This window comes from Flaviaesturariibacter aridisoli (genome assembly GCF_004343705.1).
Taxonomy (GTDB): domain Bacteria; phylum Bacteroidota; class Bacteroidia; order Chitinophagales; family Chitinophagaceae; genus Flavisolibacter; species Flavisolibacter aridisoli.
The window spans coordinates 1-23,982 of record NZ_SKFH01000013.1; the positions used below are offsets into that span (position 1 = coordinate 1).

19 protein-coding genes are annotated in these 23,982 nt (G+C 60.0%); 8 read left to right on the plus strand and 11 right to left on the minus strand.

Annotated features, from left to right (window positions below):
- Positions 1 to 263: 263 nt before the first annotated feature.
- From E0486_RS09760 to E0486_RS09770, 3 genes are read right to left on the minus strand one after another with little or no spacing between them, the layout of a single operon-like run.
- Positions 264 to 4,451, minus strand: coding sequence for a chemotaxis protein CheB (locus E0486_RS09760; RefSeq protein WP_131851982.1), 4,188 nt, complete (start codon positions 4,449 to 4,451; stop codon positions 264 to 266).
- A gap of 30 nt (positions 4,452 to 4,481) precedes the next feature.
- Entirely contained in the window at positions 4,482 to 5,981 is a 1,500-nt protein-coding gene (locus E0486_RS09765; RefSeq protein ID WP_131851983.1) for a GAF domain-containing protein, read from the minus strand.
- Entirely contained in the window at positions 5,978 to 6,580 is a 603-nt protein-coding gene (locus E0486_RS09770; protein ID WP_131851984.1) for a biliverdin-producing heme oxygenase, read from the minus strand. Before E0486_RS09770 ends, E0486_RS09765 begins: the two co-directional genes overlap by 4 nt.
- Before the next feature lie 107 nt (positions 6,581 to 6,687).
- Here E0486_RS09770 and E0486_RS09775 point away from each other — a divergent pair, with 107 nt between their 5' ends.
- The 5 genes from E0486_RS09775 to rnhA all read left to right on the plus strand — a co-directional run bounded on the left by E0486_RS09775 (position 6,688) and on the right by rnhA (position 11,255).
- Positions 6,688 to 8,307, plus strand: coding sequence for an acyl-CoA carboxylase subunit beta (locus E0486_RS09775; RefSeq protein ID WP_131851985.1), 1,620 nt, complete (start codon positions 6,688 to 6,690; stop codon positions 8,305 to 8,307).
- Between the two features lie 90 nt (positions 8,308 to 8,397).
- A complete protein-coding gene (locus E0486_RS09780; RefSeq protein ID WP_131851986.1) occupies positions 8,398 to 9,183 on the plus strand; it encodes a choice-of-anchor J domain-containing protein in 786 nt (261 codons plus the stop codon).
- Positions 9,184 to 9,201: 18 nt separating this feature from the next.
- A complete protein-coding gene (locus E0486_RS09785; RefSeq protein WP_131851987.1) occupies positions 9,202 to 9,972 on the plus strand; it encodes a choice-of-anchor J domain-containing protein in 771 nt (256 codons plus the stop codon).
- A gap of 84 nt (positions 9,973 to 10,056) precedes the next feature.
- The gene (locus E0486_RS09790; protein ID WP_131851988.1) at positions 10,057 to 10,788 is read left to right on the plus strand and encodes a C40 family peptidase; all 732 of its coding nucleotides are present in this window, start codon (positions 10,057 to 10,059) and stop codon (positions 10,786 to 10,788) included.
- Entirely contained in the window at positions 10,785 to 11,255 is a 471-nt protein-coding gene (gene rnhA, locus E0486_RS09795) for a ribonuclease HI (RefSeq protein ID WP_207906238.1), read from the plus strand. Before E0486_RS09790 ends, rnhA begins: the two co-directional genes overlap by 4 nt.
- Before the next feature lie 222 nt (positions 11,256 to 11,477).
- On the opposite strand, the gene E0486_RS09800 is transcribed toward rnhA, so the two are convergent.
- Together E0486_RS09800 and manA are read right to left on the minus strand one after the other, a co-directional pair.
- Positions 11,478 to 12,035 (minus strand): DUF6580 family putative transport protein, encoded by a 558-nt coding sequence (locus E0486_RS09800; RefSeq protein ID WP_131851989.1) that lies wholly within the window; start codon positions 12,033 to 12,035, stop codon positions 11,478 to 11,480.
- Positions 12,036 to 12,090: 55 nt separating this feature from the next.
- Positions 12,091 to 13,290 (minus strand): mannose-6-phosphate isomerase, class I, encoded by a 1,200-nt coding sequence (manA, locus tag E0486_RS09805; RefSeq protein WP_165917272.1) that lies wholly within the window; start codon positions 13,288 to 13,290, stop codon positions 12,091 to 12,093.
- A 38-nt stretch (positions 13,291 to 13,328) separates the two neighbouring features.
- Between manA and E0486_RS09810 the strand changes: the two genes are divergently transcribed.
- Complete coding sequence (locus tag E0486_RS09810; RefSeq protein WP_131851991.1) at positions 13,329 to 13,685, plus strand: YraN family protein; 357 nt, start codon at positions 13,329 to 13,331, stop codon at positions 13,683 to 13,685.
- 2 nt (positions 13,686 to 13,687) lie between these two features.
- Here the strand turns inward: E0486_RS09810 and E0486_RS09815 are convergent, their stop codons facing one another.
- Entirely contained in the window at positions 13,688 to 14,188 is a 501-nt protein-coding gene (locus E0486_RS09815; protein WP_131851992.1) for a YkgJ family cysteine cluster protein, read from the minus strand.
- A 120-nt stretch (positions 14,189 to 14,308) separates the two neighbouring features.
- Here E0486_RS09815 and xerD point away from each other — a divergent pair, with 120 nt between their 5' ends.
- Together xerD and E0486_RS09825 are read left to right on the plus strand one after the other, a co-directional pair.
- A complete protein-coding gene (xerD, locus tag E0486_RS09820) occupies positions 14,309 to 15,208 on the plus strand; it encodes a site-specific tyrosine recombinase XerD (protein ID WP_131851993.1) in 900 nt (299 codons plus the stop codon).
- 123 nt (positions 15,209 to 15,331) lie between these two features.
- Positions 15,332 to 16,165, plus strand: coding sequence for a DUF2911 domain-containing protein (locus tag E0486_RS09825; protein ID WP_131851994.1), 834 nt, complete (start codon positions 15,332 to 15,334; stop codon positions 16,163 to 16,165).
- 85 nt (positions 16,166 to 16,250) lie between these two features.
- Here E0486_RS09825 and E0486_RS09830 read toward each other — a convergent pair whose 3' ends face one another.
- The 5 genes from E0486_RS09830 to E0486_RS09845 form a co-directional block, all read right to left on the minus strand.
- On the minus strand, positions 16,251 to 16,631 hold the full coding sequence (locus E0486_RS09830) for a PH domain-containing protein (protein ID WP_131851995.1): 381 nt from the start codon (positions 16,629 to 16,631) through the stop codon (positions 16,251 to 16,253).
- A 68-nt stretch (positions 16,632 to 16,699) separates the two neighbouring features.
- Entirely contained in the window at positions 16,700 to 18,445 is a 1,746-nt protein-coding gene (locus E0486_RS09835) for a sodium:solute symporter family protein (protein ID WP_131851996.1), read from the minus strand.
- Between the two features lie 214 nt (positions 18,446 to 18,659).
- Positions 18,660 to 18,815 carry a hypothetical protein gene (locus E0486_RS18845; protein ID WP_165917273.1) on the minus strand — a complete coding sequence of 52 codons (156 nt, stop codon included), beginning with the start codon at positions 18,813 to 18,815 and terminating at the stop codon, positions 18,660 to 18,662.
- Positions 18,815 to 21,322: a PIG-L family deacetylase gene (locus tag E0486_RS09840; protein WP_131851997.1), complete on the minus strand. Its 2,508-nt coding sequence runs from the start codon at positions 21,320 to 21,322 to the stop codon at positions 18,815 to 18,817. Before E0486_RS09840 ends, E0486_RS18845 begins: the two co-directional genes overlap by 1 nt.
- An 87-nt stretch (positions 21,323 to 21,409) precedes the next feature.
- On the minus strand, positions 21,410 to 23,932 hold the full coding sequence (locus E0486_RS09845) for a M14 family metallopeptidase (protein ID WP_131851998.1): 2,523 nt from the start codon (positions 23,930 to 23,932) through the stop codon (positions 21,410 to 21,412).
- Positions 23,933 to 23,982 lie beyond the last annotated feature (50 nt).

The window sequence follows — 23,982 nt, forward strand, 5'->3', positions numbered from 1 at the left end:
CGTGAGCCGTGAGCCGTGAGGCGTGAGGCGTGAGGCGTGAGGCGTGAGGCGTGAGGCGTGAGGCGTGAGCCGTGAGCCGTGAGCCGTGAGCCGTGAGGCGTGAGGCGTGAGGCGTGAGGCGTGAGGCGTGAGGCGTGAGCCGTGAGGCGTGAGGCGTGAGGCGTGAGGCGTGAAGCGTCAGCGCTGACGTCTGGTAACGGAAGAACGGATGCCTTTGGCATCCGTTCTTCATTTCCGGGCATTGCGGGCTCACGGCTCACGCCTCACGCTCCGGCCGTGGCCTGCTCGCGCCGCTCCTGGTGCAGGGGCAGCACGATCACAAAGGTGCTGCCTTCGCCTTCTTTGCTGTGGGCGGTGATCACGCCGTTGTGGCGGTCGATGATTTTCTTGGTGATGGCAAGGCCGATGCCGGTACCCTCGTACTTCTCGCGCGAGTGGAGGCGCTGGAAGATGGTGAAGATCTTGTTGGCGTACTGGTCGTCGAAGCCGATACCGTTGTCGGAAATGATGAGGCGCAGGTAGGGCCCGTCTTCCACGGGTGGCGCGGCTACGTCCGGCATCGAAATGCGCTCGCAGCGCAGGCGGATATGTGGCGTCACGCCGGGGCGGGTGAATTTGAGGGCGTTGCTGATGATGTTCTGCAGTACCTGCCGCAGTTGGCCGGGCACGGCTTCCAGCAGGGGCATCCGGTCCACGTCTACCTGGGCGCCCTTTTCTTCGATGGACAGCTCGAGATCGCTGAGCACCTCTCCTACGATGGCGTTGAGGTCCACTTGTTCAAAAAAATGGTTCACTGACAGGCGGGAGTAGGCCAGCAGGTCGTTGATCAGCTTGGTCATCCGCGCCGAGGAGTTGATGATCCGGGTGATATAGTCCATGGCCCCTTCATCGGCGCCGCCGAGGTAACGGTCGCGGATGATGTTGCTGAAGATGTGGATCTTCCGCAGGGGTTCTTTCAGGTCGTGGGAGGCTACCGAGGCAAACTGGAGCAGCTCGGCGTTGGAGCTTTCAAGGTCGGCATTGCTGCGCGTCAGCTCCTGGGTGCGCTCGGCCACCTTTTGCTCGAGGATGTCGTGGAGGCGCTGCAGCTCGCGGTTCTTTTCGTGCAGCTGGCGTTCGGCTTCCTCGGCGTGGCTGACATCCACGAGCGCGCCTACCATGCGGTAGGGAACGCCGAACTCGTCGGAGATGACGGCGCCGCGACCCGAAATGCTGGCATACGACCCGTCTTCTTTCTGAAGGCGGAAGCGGGCAGTCCAGTTGCGGCCGGTGTTGATGGACTCGTGAATGCTGTGTTCCACCATCGTCTTGTCTTCCGGGTGGATGTAGTCCATCCAAAGCGTCGGACGCTGGATCTGGCCGTCGTGGAATTCCGCACCGATGAGGCGGTAGAATGTTTCGCTCCACCACATTTCATTCTGCACGAGGTTCCAGTCCCACACCATATCGTTGGTGCTGGCGGCGATGAGGCGGAAGCGTTCTTCACTGGAGGCCAGTTCGGCCGTGCGGTGCGTTACTTTTTCTTCAAGCGATGCGTTGAGCAACTTGAGGTTTTCCTTGGTGCGCACGAGCTCGTGGTAGTTGCGGCGCAGCTTTTCTTCCGCTTCTTTTTTCTCGGTGATGTCGGTCCAGCTGAGCACAAGGCCATCGGGCATGCGCACGCCCACTACTTCGTACCACACGGGATTACCAGCCTTTTGCAGCATCAACTCGGTGTGGAGGCTTTTGTCGGTTTCCACCACTTCCACGCATTTGCTGAAGAGTCCCGTGTGGGCGATCTCGGGGAGGTGGGCGCGGAGTGAGCCGTTGAGGTATTCGTAATTGCGCTTGCCCATGAGCGTGTCGGCGGCATGGTTGGCGGCTTTGCAGGTAAAATCGATGATATGCCCGTCGAGGTCGCGCACGGCGGAAAGGGCCAGCACGGCGCTGAGCGACGCATTGAATACACCCTTGATGATATGGTGCAGCTCGCGGGTGGCGGTGATGTCGAAAAAGGTGATCACCACGCCGTCCACAAGGTGGTCGCGGCGGATATAGGGCAGGATGCGCATCAACACCACGCGATCGCCATTGGTGTTGACTTCCTTTTCAATCTGCACCTGTTTTTCGAGCACACGCTTGACGTCCTCCATGAGGTTCTCGTCGCGCACGTTGGTCGAAATATGCTCGATGGGGCGGCCCACGTCGGAGTCGATCAGGTTGATGAGCTGCACGGCTGCCGGGTTGAATTTCCGGATACGGCCGTTGCGGTCTACAAACACCTGCCCGATCTCGGTGGAGCGGAAGTAGTTGTTGAGGTCGTCGTTGAGTTCCAGCAATTCCTTGATCCGGAGCTGGTGCTCGGTATTAAGTGTATGGAGTTCTTCGTTGAGCGATTGGAGCTCCTCGTTGGAAGACTGCAATTCTTCATTTGCCGAAAGCAATTCTTCGTTGCTCGACTGCAGCTCCTCGTTGGTGGTCTCGAGGCTTTCGACAGCCATCTGCAGGTTCATCCGCGTTTCTTTCAGCTCGTCTTCGAGCTCGGCCAGGTACCCCGCCGTTTCGGGGTCGCCGGGCACGGACACCTCGCCGTGGCTGCGAAACTGCACCGCTTCGTGGCCTTCCCCGAACACGATCATGATAAGGCCGTCGGGTTTTGCCGGCGGCTTGATGATCAGTTGCACGGGGCGGTCCTCGCTGTCCGGGCGCGGGCGCACCTGCAGCGCCACCTTGGTGCCCTCCTTCAGGGCCTTTCGCAGTCCCGAGTTGAGGGCGATGGCGAGCTCGGGGCCGACCATCTTCAATACGTTGAGCGTGACGATCTTTTTCGGCAGCGACAGGTAGTGCCGGAAATCGCCGAGGCCTTCCTTGATCTCGTAGTTGCGATCTACGTATACGGCGGCGTAGCGGTATTCGTCGGTCAGGATGTTCCGGAAGTCTTCGGCCAGCTCGCGGGCCGTGGTGTTTTCCTTTACGATATTGCTCACGCGGCTTTCGCGCAGCGGGCGCGACGTATCGTACACCTGCTGGGTGGGCTTTTCATTGCCGGTCTTCCGGTAGATCTTCCACTTGCTGCTCACTTCCTGCAGCGACGAGCTGATCGAGGCGGGGATCTCGCTGGGGCCGAGAAAGAGGATGCCGCCGGTATTGAGACCATATTGAAGGGTCGAAAAAACGCGGCGCTGCAACACGTTGTTCATATAGATCAGCATGTTGCGGCAGGTAACGATATCGTTCTTGATAAAAGGCGGATCCTTCAGGATGTTGTGGCGGGCAAAGACGATCTGCTTGCGCAGGGCGGCATTCACGTGGTAATGCGAGCCCTGCTTGGTGAAGTAACGCTCCAGCAGCTCGGGCTCGATGTCGGCGAGCAGTGGCGCCGGGTAGCTACCGCGCGCGGCGGTCTCCACCGCTTCGATGTCGATGTCGGTAGCGAAGATCTTGATCTCCAGGTCGCGGTCGATACGGCGGAGGTGCTCGTTGATGAGGATGCCGATGGAGTAAGCCTCCTGGCCGGTGCTGCAGGCCGTGACCCAAACCTTCAGCACATCGCCTTCGCCTTTGGATCGGATGATCTCCGGAAGCACTTCCCGGGCGAAGATGTCGAAGGCCGCGTGGTCGCGGAAGAACTTCGTGACGCCGATGAGAAATTCCTGTCCCAGCGCTTTGCATTCCTCGCCGTCGCGGCGCAGCTGGTCGAGGTATTCGGTGAAGTCCTTGATACCCACATGGTGCATGCGGCGGAGGATACGGCGCAGGATGGTGGGCGATTTATAGTTGTGAAAGTCGTAGCCGCAGCTTTTTTCGATAAGGGTCAGCACTTCGGGCAGCGAGGCCTCGTTGGGACGGCCTTCGTTGACGCGGCGGCCGGGTTTCTCGCGGGCGTGGTTCATAATTTCCTCGGGCATCTGCCCGGGGCTCAGCACAAAGTCGGCATAGCCGGCGGCGATCGCGCTGTTGGGCATTCCGTCGAACTTGGCGCTGTGGGGGTCCTGCACGATGATGAGGCCGCCGTGCTGCTGCACAGCTTCGATGCCCCGGGTGCCGTCGGTGCCGGTGCCCGAGAGGATGACGGCGATGGCCCGCTCGCCCTGGTCTTCGGCCATCGATTTCAAAAAGATGTCGATGGCGGTATTGATCGAATTGTCGAAATGCTTTTCGCTGAGCTGCAGGCGCCCGTCTTGCAGTTTCAGCAACTTGTCGTTCGGGATAACGTAGACGCTGTTCGGCTCGAGCTGGCGGTCGTGGACGGCTTCGTACACCTTCATTTTGGTGTGCTTCGACACCAGCTCCACAAGGAGGCTTTTATAATCCGGAGAAAGGTGCTGGATAATGACGAACGAGCAGTTCGAATCCGGCGGCATGTGGTCGAAAAACTCATGAATGGCTTCCAGTCCGCCTGCGGAGGCGCCGATCGCAACAACGAATTGTTCCTGTGTTTGCGTAGGGGGTATGATGGGCTCTCGATCCATTGCTAAGGGTGCACTAAATTAAGGTAATTGTTATACCTGTGCGGTTTTTAGCGTGTACTCCAGCAAAAACTGGCGAAAGGTTTCCGCAACCTGCTCTTCCGTATCGGTCCACTCGGGCGCCGTCCCGTTCACCGTCTGTTGCCACACCTGGAAGGAATGGCGTGGGTGGTATCGTCTTCCATCGCTCTCGAAACGGACCGTTTCGTTGGGATTGCCGCCCCAGTCGATACGGCGGACCGCTTCCTTGCGGAAGGCCAGGAGGTATTGACCGCGTTCCGCGCGAATGGGCAGGGCGAGCAGCCCCGATGCGGCTTCGGCAAACCGGTCGCCGCCATCGTACACGGCGGTGATGCTCGGCTGCTGGTACAGGCGGTTGATGCCGTGGGTCTGCAGCCAGTACACGAGGTCCTGCACATCGGCGGGCGCCGGCGTACTGCCCCAGGATTGCACCGAGCGTTGCTGCACCAGTGCCACCCCGTCGGCCTGCAGGAGGTCGAGGAGGGATTCGGATTGCTGACCGAGGCCATCGCCCAGGTTGCCGGCGGCAAATACCGATTCGGTCACGCGCGCGATACCCGCATGCCCTTCGGCCTTGCGGAAGGCAGACTGTGCATCTTCCACCGCGCCGATCTTAGCGGTGATAAAGGTCGATAGCATCTCAAACACCGAGCACTCCTGGTAGCTGAGGTAGCGCGGCGACCGGTGATGGCAGGCAATGAGGCCCCAGAGCTTCCCGTTTTTCAGGATACGGGTAGACATGGAAGCGGTCACCTGCATGTTGCGCAGGTACTCGATGTGCACCGAGGCCACGCTCCGCAGGTTGCTGTTCGAAAGGTCAGTGAAGGAATGCGTCAACGGGTTCAGTACCGGGTATAGCCGGATCGGTGTATAGTCTACGTTGGGAATAAGGCGGTAGGGATTTTTCCGGTACAGCTCGCGCGCCTGCTTCGGAATATCGGAGGCCGGGAAAAACTGGTACAGGTAGCTTTCCATACCGGCTTCCTTTTCCTCGGCGATCACCTCGCCGTTCCACTCTTTGTCGAAGCGGTAGATCATCACCTTGTCAAAGCCCGAGAAGGCTTTGAGCTCGCGGGCGATGATACGGCTGGCTTCCACCACGCCTTCGGCGCTTTCGATCGCTGCTATGGCGTATTTGAGCGGTTCGTACAGGTCAACGAAGGTGGCCTGCTCGTCTTCGAGCTTTTCCACTTCCATCAGCACGTAGCCGTCCACCGGCTCCACGATGAGCAGGCATTTATGCCCGTTTAGGGTGACGGTGAGCGGGAACTTCCCGTCGCGCACGGAAGCGAGGCGGGCGGCAAGGCGTTCGAGCTGCGCAGCGCTGATGCGGTCGTGCAGGGTGCTGCCGGCCAGTTCTTCGGGCTCGATACCCAGCAAGGTGGCGCTGTTCTCGCTGCATTGCAGGATGCGCCAGCTACCGGATTCGACTACCAGCAATACGCCGTGCGGCTGCACCAGGTTGGTCTGGTTCAGGGGCACGCGCCCGCAAAATTCAGAGTCGAAGTTCATGCCGTTGTTACGGGCGCCGGGAGGTGTTGTTGAAGCCAAAGGTCGAAGGATTGAAAGGTGAGGAATGCCGACTGCCGGATGTCGGAATAAGGCAGGCGGGCCGAAGCCTGCGCGAAGGCGGCGAGAAAGGCCGTCCAGTAGGGACCCGTTTGCGCGCCGTAGCCGGCAAAGAAGCGCAGCGGCGCGCCGGGAAGTTGCTTCTCGAGCATGCGGCAGATGATGCGGCCGCCGAGCGTGGAGCCTTCCAGCACATAGAGGGCGCCCCAGGCGGCAGCTTCGCCGTCGATGGGCGGCAGCTGGCCGGGAACATCCGCAAGGCCGGGCGCGGGCTCGCCCAGGGCGGCCAGGTCTTCGAGCAGCCAGGAGGCCTTCCGGCGGCCGCCGAGGTCGGGCAGCCGGGCCAAAGTCAGTTGCTCCGCGATGCGGGTTTCGAGCGGCTGGTAAAATCCATAGAAGGCACGCAGCAGACGCGCATACGCCTTGCCGTGAGTCAGGTTTTCCAGGATCGGGAGGAGGCGGGCTTCAAGGGCTTCATGTACTGCCCGTGTATCTTCCTTCAGTTGAAGGGCAACGGTGGATTGAGGGTCAGGGTGAACCATTCGATAAAAGTAAGTAATGGAGGGCAAAACGGCGGGTCAATCAATGTTAAATACAAAGCGGCCCGGGCGCCTATCTTTGCGCGGCACCTGTTAAATGCCCCTGCTGTATGGAAGAAAAAACGCCCGCGCCCCTGCGTGCACTCGTCGATAAAACGAACGCCCTGCTCGAAACCATTCATCTCGGCGGCGGCAAGAAAGCCATCGCCAAGCAAAAAGAAAAGAACAAGCTCACTGCCCGCGAGCGCATCGACTACCTCGTTGATAAAGGCCGTCCCTTTGTAGAGATCGGCGCCTTTGCCGGCTACGGCATGTACGAGGAGTACGGCGGCTGCCCGGCCGCCGGCACCGTGGCGGGCGTGGGTTACGTGAGCGGCCGCCAGTGCGTGATCGTGGCCAATGACCAGACCGTGAAGGCCGGCGCCTGGTTCCCGATCACCGGCAAGAAGAACCTCCGCCTCCAGGAGATCGCGATGCAGAATCACCTGCCCATCATTTACCTCGTAGACAGCGCCGGCGTATTCCTGCCGATGCAGGATGAGATCTTCCCCGACAAGGAACACTTCGGGCGCATCTTTTACAACAACGCGCAAATGAGCGCGGCCGGCATCGTGCAGATCGCCGCCGTCATGGGTGCCTGTGTGGCGGGTGGCGCATACCTGCCCATCATGAGCGATGAAACGCTGATGGTGGAAGGAGCCGGTTCCATCTTCCTCGCCGGTCCGTACCTCGTGAAGGCCGCTGTCGGCGAAGACATTGACGCCGAAACCCTCGGGGGCGCCGTTACGCACACCGAAATATCCGGCATCGCCGACTATAAGTTTCCCACCGAGCAGGAATGCCTGGACCAGGTGAAGAAGATCATCGACAAGCTCGGAGCCCAGAAGAACGCCGGCTTCGACCGCGCCGAAGCAAAGGCCCCTGCCCTGCCGGCTGAAGACCTGTACCGCCTCGTGGCGCCCGACAACAGCCGGCCCTACGATATGGTGGACGTGATCAAGCGGATCGTGGACGCATCGGAATTCGAGGAGTTTAAAAAAGATTACGGCAAAACGATCGTGTGCGGCTATGCACGCATCGACGGGTGGGCCGTGGGCATCGTGGCCAACCAACGCAAGATCGTCAAGAGCAAGAAGGGCGAGATGCAGATGGGCGGCGTGATCTACAACGACAGCGCCGACAAAGCCGCGCGCTTTATCCTCAACTGCAACCAGAAGCGGATCCCGCTGCTGTTCCTGCAGGACGTTACCGGCTTCATGGTCGGCTCGCGCTCCGAGCACAGCGGCATTATCAAGGACGGCGCCAAGCTGGTCAACGCCGTGGCCAATTCGGTGGTGCCCAAGATCACCATCGTGGTGGGCAACTCGTATGGCGCGGGCAACTACGCCATGTGCGGCAAGGCCTACGACCCGCGTTTCATCTATGCCTGGCCGGGCGCCAGGATCGCGGTGATGGGTGGCGAGCAGGCCGCCAAAACGCTGCTGCAGATCCAGGTGGCGAGCCTGAAGGCCAAGGGCGAAACGATCTCCCCCGAAGTGGAGTCTGAATTGCTGCAGCGCATCAAGGGACGGTACGAAGAGCAAACGACGCCGTATTACGCCGCGGCGCGTCTTTGGGTGGATGCGATCATCGACCCGGTGGACACGCGCCGCGTGGTTTCCGAAGCGATCCACGCCGCCCAGCAGGCGCCGGTAGAGAAGGAATTCCGCACCGGCGTTTTCCAGGTTTAAGCGGGCAACCGGGTGAGAAAAAGCACGTATCTCTTTTGAGGGGGTTTCTCTTTTTTTCTTATTTTCACGCCCAAACCTACTAACACGTTTATGAGAAAATTCACGATCTGGCATATGGGTCTGTATGCCTGTCTGAGCGTAGTGCTGCTGGCTTCCTGTAAGAACGACTCCGACATTGCCGCTATGCCTGCGGTTCCCGATCAGTCCTTTACGGAGGAATTCGACACACTCAGCGCGGCCCTGCACCGCGGATGGATGGTTTACAACGGCTCCTCGCCGGTCGGTTCGGCCGTGTGGCAGGATGGCGGCGACCTCCTCCCCTGGTTTCAGCCCTACTCCAACAACGGTTCCAACGCGGGCTTCGTAGGCGCCGGCTACCTCTCCACGTCGGGTGGCTCGACCATCATCGCCAACTGGCTCATCTCGCCCCCGGTGACCCTGCAGAACGGCGACTCCATCACCTTTTACACGCGCTCTTACGTAGACGATATCTCCACCGGCGGCCTCGTTGATTCCACCGACTGGGGCAACCACATGGAGCTCCTTGCTTCTACCAAAGGCGCCAACGCGCAGCCGGGTGCCGGCAACTCGTTCGGCGACTTCAACAAGGTGCTGGTTGACATCAACCCGTACTTCTACGACGCATCGCATACGGTTACCTACTACGACAACCACACGGATCCTTCGCTGTACAACCCGCTGGCGTATCCCATCCGCTGGACCCGCTTTGTGGGTGTGGTGCGCGACCTGGATAAGCCCACAACGGGCCGCTTCGCGTTCCGCTACCACCTGATCGGCGGCGGCAATGCCGGCTACGGCTCGGGCGTGGCTGTGGACAAAGTAGAATACAAAAGCGCATCCCGCGCCTCTAACTAACCAAACTAACAACGCGACATGAAAAAGAATATATTCCTGGGTACGGCCGCCTTTGCCGCATTGTGCACCCTGGCGATCTCCTGCGTGAAAGACCCCGTTCAAGCCGAAGCGGCGCTGCCCCAGGGCAACGTGGTTTGGGACCTGCACGAATCGTTCGACTCCGTTGGCAAACTTACTTCGAAAGGCTGGGTGATCAAAAACCTCAGCGAGCCGATGGGCTCCACCGGCTGGCGCCAGGGCCGCTACGAATCCGCCCAGGGGATGCAGTATAAATTCAACGGACCCGTTCCCTATATCGGCTTCCCCGCCTTCCGCGCCAACACGGCTCCCACCGACTTTATTTCGGTAGACGTATCGGCCGTCAACGGCACCGGCAACCTGAGCGCCTGGCTCATTTCGCCCCAGATCCCGATGAAGAACGGCGACACGCTGATCTTCTACACCCGCACTGCCGACGACGCCAATTATCCCGATTACACCCGCGACCGCCTGCAGGTGCTGGCCAACTTCACCGACGGCACCGCCAACGTAGGCAGCAGCTCCACCTCCACCGGTTCGTTCACGACCGTTCTGGCCGACATCAACCAGAACTACATCGAGAACTTCAACGGCGGCTACCCCGAGGTTTGGGCCCGCGCGCGCATCGTGATCAACAACATTCCGAACGGCGTTACCAGCACCGGCCGCTTTGCCTTCCGCTACGTCGGCAACGACGCCGGCCTGCAAGGCCCCAACTTCGCCTCGATCATCGGTATCGACGAACTGACCTACAAGCACAAGGGCGAATAAACGCCCCGGCAACATACCCGAAGGCCCCGGCATTCCCGCCGGGGCTTTTTTGTGCGCCGCTTTTTCTACCTTCGCCCGGCAACAATGAAAGCCACCCCGCTCCTCGCCTTTTTCTTCATTCTGACCGCCTGCGGCGGCGGCGACCGCGCGGTAACACCCGCCACTTCCGGGCCTGCACCCACCGTTGCCCCGGCAACTGCCGACCCGGTGCCCGCGCGCCTTGACAGCTTTCGCCGCCTGGCGCGTCCCGGCGACCTGGTTTTGCGCCTCGGCGAGGATATGGTGAGCTACTCGATCCGCTACCTGTCCGAACGCGATCCCTCCTACTCGCATGTTGGCCTCGTGCTGGAAAAAGACGGCGCCTTGCAGGTGGCGCATATAGGCCCCTACGCCGGTGGCCGCGATACGCTGCAAAGCGAGCCGATCGATTCCTTTCTCAGCCCCGCGCACAACCTGGCGGCCGGACTGTACCGCTTCCGCATCAGCGATGCCGAGCGGGCGCGCTTTCTGCGCAATGTCGCCGGCTACCGGCAACGACGTGTGCACTTCGATTACGCGTATGACCTCGCCACGAACGACAAACTCTATTGCTCCGAGCTCATAGCAAAATCGCTATCGCCCGCTACAGGTAACCGCCTGCAGTTTGCGGCACAACCTGTACCCCCCTCCATGAAGCGGCTTATCGGCGCGTACCTGGCCGGCACCATCGGCGACTCCGCGCGCATCGGCACGGGGCGCTACATTCCGCTCGACGAATTATACCGCAGCGCCGTCTGCGATTCCATCCTGAAAATCTCGCTGCGTTCCACCCCATGAACACTCCCCCCATTATTATGTATACCGACGGCTCTGCCCGCGGCAATCCCGGCCCCGGCGGCTACGGCGTAGTGCTGATGAGCGGCCCGCACCTCAAGGAGCTCGCGCAGGGCTACCGCCGCACGACGAACAACCGTATGGAACTGCTGGCCGTGATCAAGGGCCTGGAAGCGCTGAAGCGCCCCGGTCAGTCCGTGACCGTGTACTCCGACAGTCAGTATGTAGTGAAAGCGGTGGAGGAAGGCTGGCTGCGCAACTGGATCCGCATAGGCTTCAAGGGCAAGAAGAACGCCGACCTCTGGAAGCGCTACCACGAGTTGTCGCAACTGCACAGCGTCCGCTTCGTGTGGGTGAAAGGGCACGCCGACAACGCCTACAACAACCGCTGCGACGAGCTTGCCACGGCCGCTGCCGATGGCAAGGGCCTGCAGGTGGACCAGGGCTACGAATCCGGCGCGGCGGGGTAGCACACGGCATTGCGAGCGTAGCAGCCTGCCCGCCAATGGCGCGGAAGCAAACTCCACGACCGTAAGACCGTTTCCAACCTGACTTGTACCAATGAACCCACCTGGAATAGAGAAACACGCTGCGTAACGGAGGAGTTTGCTTCGCTACGCTCGCAATGAAAAAAGCCATCGCGTTGCGATGGCTTTTTTCATTTTATCTGCGTTATCTGCGCAATCTGCGTGCTAGAAGGCAACCTGCTGCTCCTTGCGGGTCATCAGGAACCAGCTGCCGAAAAACAGCGCCGAGAAGAAGGCGGTAGCTACGAGGCTCCAGCCGTAGAACGGCAGGCCGTCGGCGAAGCATTGCATCAGTCCGCCAAAGGTCTTCGGACGGCTGTAGCCGCCGCCTCCGATCCATACCTGGAAGTTGCTGAGCAGGAAGTAAGCCGTAGGTGCGGCGATCGAAGCACCGGCGATGCGGCCGACATTGAAGTTGCGGATGAAGAATCCGAAGACCGTCATCGACACGAAGAGTACATAATTGATGGATTGTCCTTCGTAAAAGCCCGGGATCTTCGAATAACCGCTTACATACAGCAATTGATAGACCGCATCGGACAGCAGCATGGAAGCCAGGGGCATGAGGAACGACCACTTCTTCTCGCGAATGACGGCGCCGCTGAAGAGAGCTATGGCGATCTGCGGCGCGAAGCCGAAGGGACGGCCATCCCACACACGGTACAGCGAGCAGGCCAGCACCAGCAGACCGAACGAAAGAAGGAGCGATGTATTGCGTTTCATCAAGGTCAAAATTAGGCGACAAAAATAGGGAACTCCGCGGATCGCTTCGCACAATTTATACACCGGGCACGAGGGCCGTGCACACGCTCAGGTCACCATCGGCCTGCAGCTGCAGCACGCCTTCGGAAGCCAGGAAGAACGCAGATCCGGGCCGCAGCACGTGCTTCGCCGAACCCTCGAAAGCGCTGCCGTTGCCTTCCAGCACCAGCAGGATCGACGGTGTGTCGGCGCACACGAAATGGCGGTCGCCGGAGCGGAGGCGGCAGTGCTCGAGGGCGAACTCCTTCACCGGGGCCGCGTAGTCGCCGCAGGTGCCGGCGGAGCGCCTCAGGATCCGCGGCTCGGTGGGCTCGAAGCGCACGAGGCGGAGCAATTCGGGCACATCGCGGTGCTTGGGTGTGAGGCCGGCGCGCAGCACGTTGTCGGAGTTGGCCATTACTTCCACGCACTGGCCTTCGAGGTAGGCATGCGGCACGCCCGCATCCTGGAAGATGCCGTCGCCGGCGTTGAGGCGCAGCAGGTTGAAGAGGTAGATGGAAAAAAGACCGGGGTCGAGATCGCCCTGCGGGCAAAATGTTTCCACCGCGCGTGCGGCCCAGAAGTCGGGCGAAAATTTCGACAGCGCGCCGGCCCGGTATTCGGGCAGGATGCGATCTACGAGCGGCTGCAGCAGGCGGTTCACCTCGGCTTGGGGCAGGCGCAGTACGCGCTCATACAGCCGGCGGTAGTCGCCGCCGAACCAGGATTGCAGCTCCGCCAGCTCGGGCGTTTCGGCAAACATCGCCCCCAGCGATGCTTCGTCGCGGAAGCCGTGTAGCAGCCAGAATTCGCTGAGCCCCATCATGATCTCGGGCTTGTGCTGCGCGTCTTTGTAATTGCGCTGCGGGGCATCGGCGGGAATACCGGCGGCGGCTTCGCGGGCGAATCCGGCGCGGGCTTGTTCCGCATCGGGATGCACCTGGATGGACAGCATCTGCGCCACGTCGAGCACTTTGAGGAGGAACGGGAGGCCCCCAAAGCGTTCGCGCACCGCATGACCGAGGTAGAACTCGGGTTCGTCCGCGATAAAGCGGTCGAGGGGCTGCGCGCCGGCTGACGTGTGCACCGTGGCCGGGCAGGCCGGGTGTACGCCCAGCCAGTATTCGGCCCAGGGCTTGTCGCCGGGTACTTCCCCCAGTAATCTGGGGAGAAAAACACGCCCGCCCCATGCGTAGTGCTGCACGATTCCGGTGATGGGAAAAACACGTTGGTCCAATTGCACGGCAATCCTAATTTGACCGCTAAAATTAAGGCATGGCGCTGCACAATGAACGCGGAAAAAATGCTGAAGTCCTGGCGGCTTCCTGGCTCGAACGCTCCGGCTACCGCATCCTCGATACCAACTGGCGCTACGGGCACCTCGAGATCGACGTCATCGCGCTCAAGGACGGCATCCCACACTTCGTGGAGGTGAAATACAAATCGGGCGGTCGCTTCGGGCCACCGGAGCTAAAGGTGAACAAGCAGAAGTTCCGCAACATTTCCAATGCCGCTTCCGCTTGGCTGCGCCGCAACCACCACTTCCGCGACATGCGGATCGATATCCTGGCCATTACCGAATTGCCGGGTAAAGAGCCCGAGTACTTTTTTATCAGGAACGTGTTTCTGTGACCTCAGAGCTTACCCACCTTTTCGATCAGCTTCTCCACGAACGTAAACGTGGCCGGGCAATACTGCACATTCTGGCGATGAATGTGGAGGTAGTCGCGGGCGGGCTTTTTGGCGAGGTGCGGGAAACCGGCACAGTCGGCGGGGCGGATCGCGTAGATGGAGCACATGTTCGTGCGGAGGTCGAGAAACTGGCAGGGCGTGCTGCGGTTCATCCACTCCCCTTTGCGGTCTTTGTAGAGCCACTTTTTCTTGAAGTCTTCCTCCGTCATGCCGAGGTGGGCGCAGATGCGCTTCAGGTCCTGCGCCGTATAGGTCGGCGTCATCACACGGCAGCAATTGGAGCAGGCCAGGCAATCCACCTCGGCCCAGGTTTCCCGGTCCGTTTCGGCCGTCAGCGCATCGAAGCGGCGAGGAATGTTCGCCTCCAGCTTCGTCAGAAAGCGGCGGAGACGCGGACGGTGGATGTTGACCTTTTCATTGAACTTGCGGCGATAGACGGACATGGCGTGAAGATAGAGAAACGATCAATATTCCATGTTCAATATTCCATGTTCCAAAACTTTCTCCCTGAAAATGGCGCATGGACCGTTGAGAATTGAGAATTATTCGTCCAACTTTACACCGTGTGGGAGCATTACAAAAAAGGATTCAAGGCCTACCTGCAGCTCGAGAAGTCGCTGTCGGGCCACTCCATTGAGGCGTACCTCCGCGACCTCGACAAGCTGACGGCCCACCTGGAGCTGGAAGGCCTGCGGCCGCAACCCTCCGACCTGAGCCTTGGCGATCTGCAGGGCTTTGTGAAGCGGATCGCGGAGCTGGGATTGACGCAGAGCTCGCAGGCCCGCGTCATCAGCGGCATCCGTGCCTTTTACAAATACTGCCTGCTGGAAGACATCACCCGCACCGACCCAACGACCCTGCTGGAGGCGCCCAAGCTGCGCCGGCAACTGCCCGATGTGCTGTCCGTGGGCGAGATCGATGCCATCCTGGCCCAGGTTGACCGCAGCAAGCCCGAGGGCGAGCGCAACTGGGCGCTGCTACACACGCTCTATAGCTGCGGCCTGCGGGTGAGCGAGCTGGTGAACCTGCGGCTGTCGCAGCTGTACTTCGATGTAGGCTTTGTGCGCGTCATCGGCAAGGGCAACAAGGAGCGCATCGTACCGATTGGCAGTGAGGCGATCAAGGCCATTCAAAACTACGTGCGGCACGTGCGGGTGCATACGGCCCCGCAAAAGGGCGAAGAGGACCTCCTGTTCCTGAACCGGCGCGGCAAGCGGCTTTCGCGCGTGATGGTGTTCCTGGTGATCAAAGAACTCGTGGCAAGGGCGGGCATCGAAAAATCCGTTTCGCCGCACACCTTCCGCCATTCTTTTGCCACGCACCTCGTGGAGGCCGGCGCCGACCTGCGGGCCGTTCAGGAAATGCTTGGCCACGAAAGTATCACCACCACCGAGATCTACACCCACCTCGACCGGGAGTTTCTGCGGCGCACCCTGCAGGAGTTTCACCCCGCGTTCAGGTAATGCGCTGATGTGCTGGTCTGCTAATGGGGTAGCTGGTTATCCGATTTTCAGACGCTTCCTACTAGCAGATTTGCCTAGTAGCAGACTAGCAGATGGTTTACATTTGTCCAAAACCAAAAAACTATGCTTAAAAGCGTATTCGTAACGATTGCTGCCGCCTGCCTGATGCTGACTGCTGATGCCCAGCAGCTCCGCACGCCGGCGCCGAGCCCGTCGCAGATGCTGCGCCAGGATTTCGGCATTTCTTCCGTTGAGCTGAACTACTCGCGCCCCTCTATGCGCGGCCGCAAGATCTTCGGAGACCTTGTGCCGTTCGGACAGGTTTGGCGCACCGGCGCCAACAGCGCCACGCGCCTTAAGTTCGCAGATGACGTGACCATTGGCGGTCAACCGCTCAAGGCCGGCGAATATGCCGTCTTTACCATCCCCGGCGAAAAAGAATGGGAGATCATCATCAATAAAGGAACGGCCAACTGGGGCACCGACTACAAGCAGGACCTCGACCTTTTCCGTTTCAAAGTGCCCAGCACGACAATGCCCATCCCGGTGGAAAATTTCACGATGCAGTTTGGCAACATAAAGAACAACGCTATGGACCTCCAGATCATGTGGGACCGCACCGCCGTTAACGTACCCATCACGATCGACAGCGACAAGAAGATCATGGGCCAGATCGACCAGTTGATGAACAAGGACAACCGGCCTTACTTCTCGGCTGCGATGTATTACATGGACAACAACAAGGACCTCAATCAGGCCCTCACCTGGTTCGACAAAGCCGTGGAGCAGAACCCGAATGCCTACTGGATCCAGTACCAGCGCGCCGTTGCGCTGTCGAAGCTGGGCCGCAAGCAGGAAGCTATGGCCGCCTCGCAAAAATCAATGCAGCTCGCCAAAGACCAAGGCAACCCCGACTACGTGAAGCTGAATGAAAAGCTGCAGGTAACATTGAAATAAAGTCGGCTGTGCTATCAGACGCCTGATAACCAAATAAAAAGAGACGCGCTGGGCGCGTCTCTTTTTTTATGCAGCAGCGGTCTGCTCAACCGAGTACGTGCTTTGCAAGCACTTTTTGCAGGTCATAGATGTTCACCTGCTTGTTGAATTTCTTGGTGATGCTCGGGTTTACCTCGCTGGAGATCCAGAGCTTCAGTTCGGCGTCGAGATCGAAGTGACCGGCGGTCTCGATGCTGAAGCGCGTGATGCTTTTGTAGGCCACGGACAAGTACTCGATCTTGCGGCCGGTGAGCCCCTGTTTGTCCACGAGGATCAGGCGTTTGTTGGTAAAAAGGAATACATCGCGCAGCAGCTTGAAGCCGATTTCCAGCTGCTCGTTTTCCGTCAGCAGGTTTCCGTATTCCTTGTTCATTTCGGCAGGGTCGGCTACGCCGGCATTACCCAGCAGCGACGAAAAAAATCCCATTGTGTTGGTTTTGATGAAAGAAAAAATAGTGTTTTTGACCCGAACGGGCAACGGGTTGCGCCGGGGCGTCAACGGGGCATGCGCCCCGTCTTCCGCGAAAAGAACAAAGCCTGCAGCAGCAGCGCCAGCAGCACGACGCCGAGGGCTCCAATGGCGTTGAGCCAGAGGAAGGATACGTCGGGCAGGAACGCAAGCCCGGGGATGTTTTCGTTGAAGAACAGGGCGATCACGAATACTTCCACCAGCAGGGCCGCCCCGAACACTGCCCGGCCGCCGATGCGCTTGCCGTAGAAGGCCACAAGGAAAATGCCCAGGATGACACCGTAGAACAGCGAGCCCAGGATGTTGACCGTTTCGATAAGGCTTTGCCCGAGGCGGTGCGCCGTTTGCGCCACCACGATCGAAAACAGGCCCCAGGCCAGCGTGTACGCCTTCGACAGCTTGTAGTCGTCCTCGCCACTGGCCGTAGGCCGCAGGCGCTTGTGGAAGTCTACCACCGTACTCGCCGCGAGCGCGTTGAGTGCCGCCGCGATGGAGCCCCAGGCCGCCAGGAAGATCACCGCGATCAGCAGCCCGCGGAGGCCGGCGGGAAGCCAGCTTTGCACAAAGGAGAGAAACACGTAGTTGGTATCGTTGTGATCGTTTCCCGTAAGCTCCTTGCTCCAGGCCTGGTAGCGGCTGCGGCCGGCGCGGGCCGCCTCCTGCCCCGATTTCAATTCCGCGCTGTAATAGCGGAAGGAGTCCGACCCGGGGCGTTCCGCCCAGCGCGTAAAGCCCAGCGCGTTCCGGCCCTGCTGCTCCTGGATCCGGGTATGCTGCTGCTCCAGCAGGCGCGCCGAATCGGCATAGCGCGAAGCGCGCAGGTCGTCGGTCAGCTGGCGGTCGAAGGTGAGCGGCGTTCCCTGGAACTGGTAGAAAACGAAGATCAGCACCCCGATCAGCAGGATGCCGAACTGCATCGGGATCTTTACAAGCCCGTTCATCAGGAGGCCCAGGCGGCTCTCGGTATTGTTCTGCGCCGTGAGGTAGCGGCCCACCTGGCTCTGGTCGGTGCCGAAGTACGAAAGGGCCAGGAAAAAGCCGCCGATGACGCCGCTCCACATGTTGTAGCGGTCGTTCCAGTTAAAGCCTTTTTCCGTAGTGCCGCTCGTGATGATGTTGAGGCGACCAAGCTTGCCGCCCACGTGCAGGGCGTCGGAAAACCCAACGCCCGGAGGCATCAGGTGCACCACCCAATAACCTACGAGCGCCATCCCGGCGAAGATGATGAACAGTTGCAGCTTTTGGGTGTAGGCCACGGCACGCGCGCCGCCAGCCACGGTGTAGATGATGAGCAGGCCGCCCATAAGGATGTTGGTCCAGAACACACTCCAGCCGAATAAAGTACACAGGATGATGGTAGGCGCATAGATGCTGATGCCGGTGGAAAGCCCGCGCTGCAGCAGGAAAAGGAAAGAAGTGAGCAGGCGCGTCCTTTCATCAAAGCGCTGCTCGAGGAATTCGTAGGCCGTGATCACGCGGCTGCGGTTGAACAGCGGCACGAAGGTGATGCAAATGACGATCATCGCCAGCGGCAGGCCGAAGTAGTATTGCACGAAGCGCATACCGTCGGCGAAGGCCTGCCCCGGCCCCGACAAGAACGTGATGGCCGAGGCCTGCGTGCCCATGATGCTGAGCAGCACGAGCCACCAGGGCGCGCTGCGGTTGCTCAGGAAGTAGCCCTCCAGGTTGCGGCTCGCACGACTCTTGTAAAGGCCGTACAGCACGATCCCCAGCAGGGTTAGCACCAGCACTGTCCAGTCGAGTCCGTTCATGCGTAGCGGCGGGTTAGGTACCAGAAAAAGACGATCAGCGCCAGCAGCACGACAAACACGAGCACGTACCAGGCAGTCCAGGATCGGAAAAGGGGCACTTTTTCCTTCATGATTGAATAATGTTTATTGAATAATATTTATTGAAAAGCAGAAGCTCCGGCAATCATACCCGCATGATACATTATTCAACAGATATTATTCAATATTCAATGCCCTAGTGCCGCTTAAGGCCACCGGCCAGCACTCCCAGCAGCAAGCCCATCACCAGTCCGAAGGTGACATTCTTGAAAATCCTTCCCAGCACCAGGGCCAGCACCAGTACGAGCACGATGCCCATCCGGCGGCGGGTGTTATTCGGGGGCCTGGTCATCAGAGCTCCTTCTTTTGGTTCAGGGCAAGGAGGTTGGCGAGCAGGCGATAGGCCCCGGGCACACCGGCGGGCAGCTCGCGGAAGAACACGAGTCCGGTGTAGCTGAAGAAGCCCTTGCCATAGGGTGCGATCACCAGCGCGCCATCGTCGGGTGCCTCTCCGGGGTCGGCCATGCGGAGTATCGGCTCAAAGTGTGCGTCGAGCCCCGCGGTGGCGGCATGGTAGATACTCCGCTCTTGTACCCAGCCCTTGAAATCGTCGGGACCGATCTTGTTGGGAAACAGCAGCACCGGGTGCTCCGGCTTCAGGAAGGTCACCACCGCATTTTCGTCGGTAATGCGGTTGCGGGTGATGTTGAAATCATAGGGAGCGATCCGGGCGCGCACCGGCCCGATCTGGTTGGAGGTGTTGTATTGCACGATGAGGTTGCCGCCGTCCTCCACGTACTTCATCAGCTTCGGATAGGCGGTGTTGAGCCACTCGGCCGTATTGTAGGCGCGCACACCGCTGATGATCGCGTCGAACTGCTTCAGGTTGTTGCGGGCGGTCTCCTTTTCCCCCAGCAGGGTCACCTCGTAACCCATTTGTTCGAGCGCCGCAGGCACTTTATCGCCGGCACCCACGATGTAGCCGATCTTTTTGCCGCGCGTTTTCAAGTCGATATCCAGCACCCGCACGCGGTCTTCGCGGAAATAGCGGATCGTGGGAATATGATTGTACGAAATGGTGCGCATATCGGAGCGCAGCGCTCCCTTTCCGTCCAGCTGCACCGACGCGGTGTAATCGCTCTGCCGGCTGGGGCCATCCTTTGTTCCCCTGATGGTAAACGTATACGCTTTTTCCGCGCCGCGCGCCAGTTCCAGGCGGTCGTTCGTTTCCATTTGCTGCGCACCCGCCTGGATACGCACCTGCGCTGCTTTTGCGAGCGCCTTGTTGGCCATCACGTGCACTTCCAGGTTTTGCGCTTCACCGGCACGCTCCTTCGCCAGCAGCAGCACACCGGGTTCCGCACGCACCGAAGCAGGCGGCACAATATCAAATGGCTGGTAGAGCTCCCCTTTCACGGGGTCGGTATAGCGGTAACGAACCGGGGCCTCAAAGCGAAGCGATACCCCGTAGATATTCACCCAGATGGTTCCGTAAAGCCCGTTGTTCAGCTGCGGACGCCCGATCATCTGCTGATCGGAAACCGTGAACATACCCTCGGTCATTTTTTCATCCAGCCAGTAAGGCTGTGTAGTGGACGCATATACGCTGTCCACAACTTCGGCGAGGACTCCGCTCAGGTTCAAATTGCGTTGCAGTACCCGGTTGCGGATGCTGTCCGCGGCGTTTCCCACCGAGATGCCATTCAGCGTCATGGGTACGCCCAGCCGGTTGTTCACGAGGTAGTTGATGCGGGCCGTGTCACCGGAAACGACGAAAGGTTCATTCGCCCAAGCATCGAACCAGAGACCGCTGGCTGCCTGGATCAACTGCCGCAGCTCCTCCATCTTTTGATCGCGCCAGAAGCCTGCTTCGCCGCTGGCCGGAACGTTTCCGCGGATGTACTTATACAGTTCCACCAGCCCTTCTACGGAAGCCTCCGGGTGCATGAAATCAAACCTGCCGATCACGGCATCCACGCGGGTCCGGACGGAGTCGCCGTAAATGCGGTCCCAGCCTGTTTTCACGCCATCCATCAGGTCGCCCTGCATGGCTTCACCGCCCGTTTGCCTGAAATATTCCAGCGCTTCGCCGCGCTGGCGCGGTACACCAAAGCCCTGGCTTTTGTGCTGGCTGCGGCTCTCCGCCGCGATCTCCCCGTAGCTCTTGCCCAGGATCGGGTTGTAGCCGCCCACGTCGAAGTGGTACTGATCGTTGCTGGTAGTGTTGGTGCTGCCGAAGTTGAAGGTGTTCCACAAAATGCGCTTGGCCGCCCAGGGCTTCACCCACTGGAGCTGCTCGGGAAAGCGCTTCGGGTCGGCAGCTGCGGTGAAGGCCTCGTTGGCAAGAATTGCCGAAGCCGTATGGTGGCCATGACCGCCTTCGCCGGTGGTGGGGAAGCGGGTAATGATGACATCAGGCTGGAATTTGCGGATCACCCACACTACGTCGGAGAGGATCTTTTCGCGGTCCCACTTCGTGAAGGTCTCCACGGGCGTTTTGGAAAAGCCAAAGTCGAAGGCGCGGGAAAAGAACTGCTCGGCGCCGTCGATGCGGCGGGCCGCAAGCAGTTCCTGGGTACGGATGAGGCCCAGCTCAACGCCCTGCTCATCGCCGATGAGGTTCTGACCACCGTCGCCGCGGGTGAGCGACAGGTAACCCGTGCGATACATCCGGTCTTTGGCGAAGTAGGTCAGCAGGCGCGTGTTCTCGTCGTCGGGGTGCGCGGCGATGTAGAGCACCGAACCCAGCACGTTGAGCTTGCGCAGGCCGAGGTAAATATCGGCGGACGTTTTAAAAGCGGGCTCCTGCCCTTTTGCCGCCAGCGTAAACAGTAGAAATACAGTCAGCAATCTTTTCATATCGTGAGTCGTCAATCGTGAATCGTGAAAAACTCAGGTGGAATCGTATTTGTCAGCCTGAGCGTAGCCGAAGGTGCGTTCTTTCATTTATTGTCCTACAAGGAACACCGCATTCGCCATCAGCAGCTTGCCGTTTTCCCAGAAGGATCGAAAGAGCACATCATCGGTAAAATAAATTACCTGCCCGGCCCCGAGTTCCTGAACGCCCAGGATGAGGGCGTCCTGCAGGCGCGGCTGGAGGCGGTTGCCCACGAAGCCGGCCAGGGGTCGGTCTTTTTTCACCACGCCCACGTTCCAGCCGCCTTCGCTGAGAAACTCGTAACTCCGGTCATCCTGCCGCAGCGTGTAATAAGTACCGGGATATCCGAAGGCAAGCGGGTGGGTGTTATCGAGCTCCACGCGGTAGATCGAACCGGGGGTGAAGTTCGGGATCTCGTCGCGCTCGCGGTCTTCGTAGCGGCGCAGGTTGGCGTAGGTGTTCTTCACGTCGCCTTCCTCCGCTTTCTTTTGCTTGAGGCCCCAATCGAGGCCGGCGAGCTGGGCCACCGCGCCTTCGAGGGCAATGAGGCGGCCGCCCTTCGACACCCAGCTGCGCAGGGCGTCGGTATTGACTTTTTCCGACAGGAAGCGATAATTGCCATTGGGTAAAATCACCACTTGAAATTGGCTCCAATCGGTGCGACCGAAGTCGGTGCTGTTGATCAGCGACACGGGGTAATCGAGCTCCTGCTCGAAGAAGTGCCACACCTCGCCCACCGCATTGTTGTTGCTGCCTTCGCCGGCAATAAGGGCCACGTGCGGGGCGGCGAGCGGGCGCACGGAGGAAGAGCCGAAGTCGAGGCCGCGCTCCACGAGGCCGGAAGAGACTTCACTCCATTTCAATTTATTCTCCTGCACCAGGCTCCGTACTGTTTCGGCAAAACCTTCGGGCTGGCCATTCCGCAGCAGGATGAGGCTTCCGCGGCGAAAGTCCTTTCCGTTGCTGGTAAAATCTTTTTGCGCAAAGCGGATCCGGTAGCCCTGTTGCAGCAACTTGCCGGCAAAGCGCGCCGACGCCACGCCATCCCAGGCGACAACGTATCCGAAAGGCGGCGCGCTGCCCGGTACCGCTTCTTTGCTTACCTCGCGGTCCATCAGCACCCGCGCGATTCCGCCGCTGATGTTGTTGTTGGTTGCGTAGGCCTGAAGACCATACACGTAGGGCAGCGCCCAGGCCGTGATGTCATAAGTGACCGAATCCGAAAGTTTCGGGTTCGGCTCGAAAAGCACCCGCAACAACGAGCCTTGGGCCTGGTGCGCCGGGATGATCATATCCATGGGTGTTACCCGGAAAGCTTCCTGGCGCCCGTTCGAATAATTGAACCCACGCATACTTCCGCTGAGACCGGTGCGCCACTGGATGTTATTCTTTTGCAGTAATGCACGAAGCGAAAGAATGCGTGCTTCGTCCAGGTCGTTGTGCTTGATGATGTAATTGGCGTACTCGCTGTAGCCTCCGTTCGACGCCTTCGTAAAATAATCCTGGAAGTTCTTCACCAAATCGGCGGCGTACTTCGAGGCCGTTTCGATCGTGCTCATGCCCGTGGTAAAATGGTGCTCGATGCGGTCGGTCAGCTTCAGCGTGTCGCCGGTATTGGTCACGGCGGCGAGGCCGCCGGCGGGGCCGCCGCCCTGCTCGTAGGTCATGCCGATGGCGCCGTTGTAAAGCGGGTAGGTGTCCCCGTACGCCGGGTAAAACAGGTCGAATACTTCACGCGTAAAGTAGAGCCAGCCCTGCTGGTCGAAGTACTTCGCATGGTTCCGGCCGATGACCTCCTGGAAGCGGCGCTGCCAGGGCGTGATCACCTCGTGGTAGGGCTCCGCGGCCGGCGCGAAATAATAGGGGTTATTGATGCCCTGCTCGTGGAAGTCTACATGCACCTGCGGCATCCATTCCTGGTACACCTTCAGGCGGGCCTGCGATTCCACCTGTGTTTGCCAGGCCCAGTCGCGGTTCAGGTCGAAGTAATAGTGATTGACGCGGCCGCCGGGCCAGGGCTCGCGGTGCTCGCGGGCGCTGAGGGTAGCGTCGTAGCCTTTGCCCACCACGGAGTTGAACCAGTTCACATAGCGGTCGCGGCCGTCGGGGTTGAGGCAGGGGTCGATCAGCACGACGGTATTTTTCAGCCACTCCTGCGCGTTGCCGTTACCGCGGCTCAGCAGCGTGTAAAGCGTCTTGAGCGCCGCCTCCGAAGAGGAGGGCTCGTTGCCGTGCACGTTGTAGGAAAGCCACACGACCACCGGCGCGCCGGCGGCGCTGCCGCTGCCTTCACCGGTGCGCGACAGGGCGCGGTTGTTGGCGCGGATGGCATCGAGGCGCGCGATGTTCTCCGCCGACGACACCGCGGCCAGCAGCAGCGGTCGGCCTTCGTTGGTGCTTCCGTACTGTACGAGCCGCATCTGCGCCGGTGCAGCCTGCGCCGCAGCCTGGAAGTAGCTCACGATGCGGTGGTGCGGAGTGTAGCGGGTACCGAGCGGGTAACCGAGGAACGCATCGGGCGACTGCAGCTGAGCCTGTACGTGAAACACCAGCAACGAGCAAAGAAAAACAAGTAGGAAAGAGCGACGCATGTGCCGTTATTTTGTGCGGCAAGTTACGCCGGAGCGTGAATTGGCCTGCT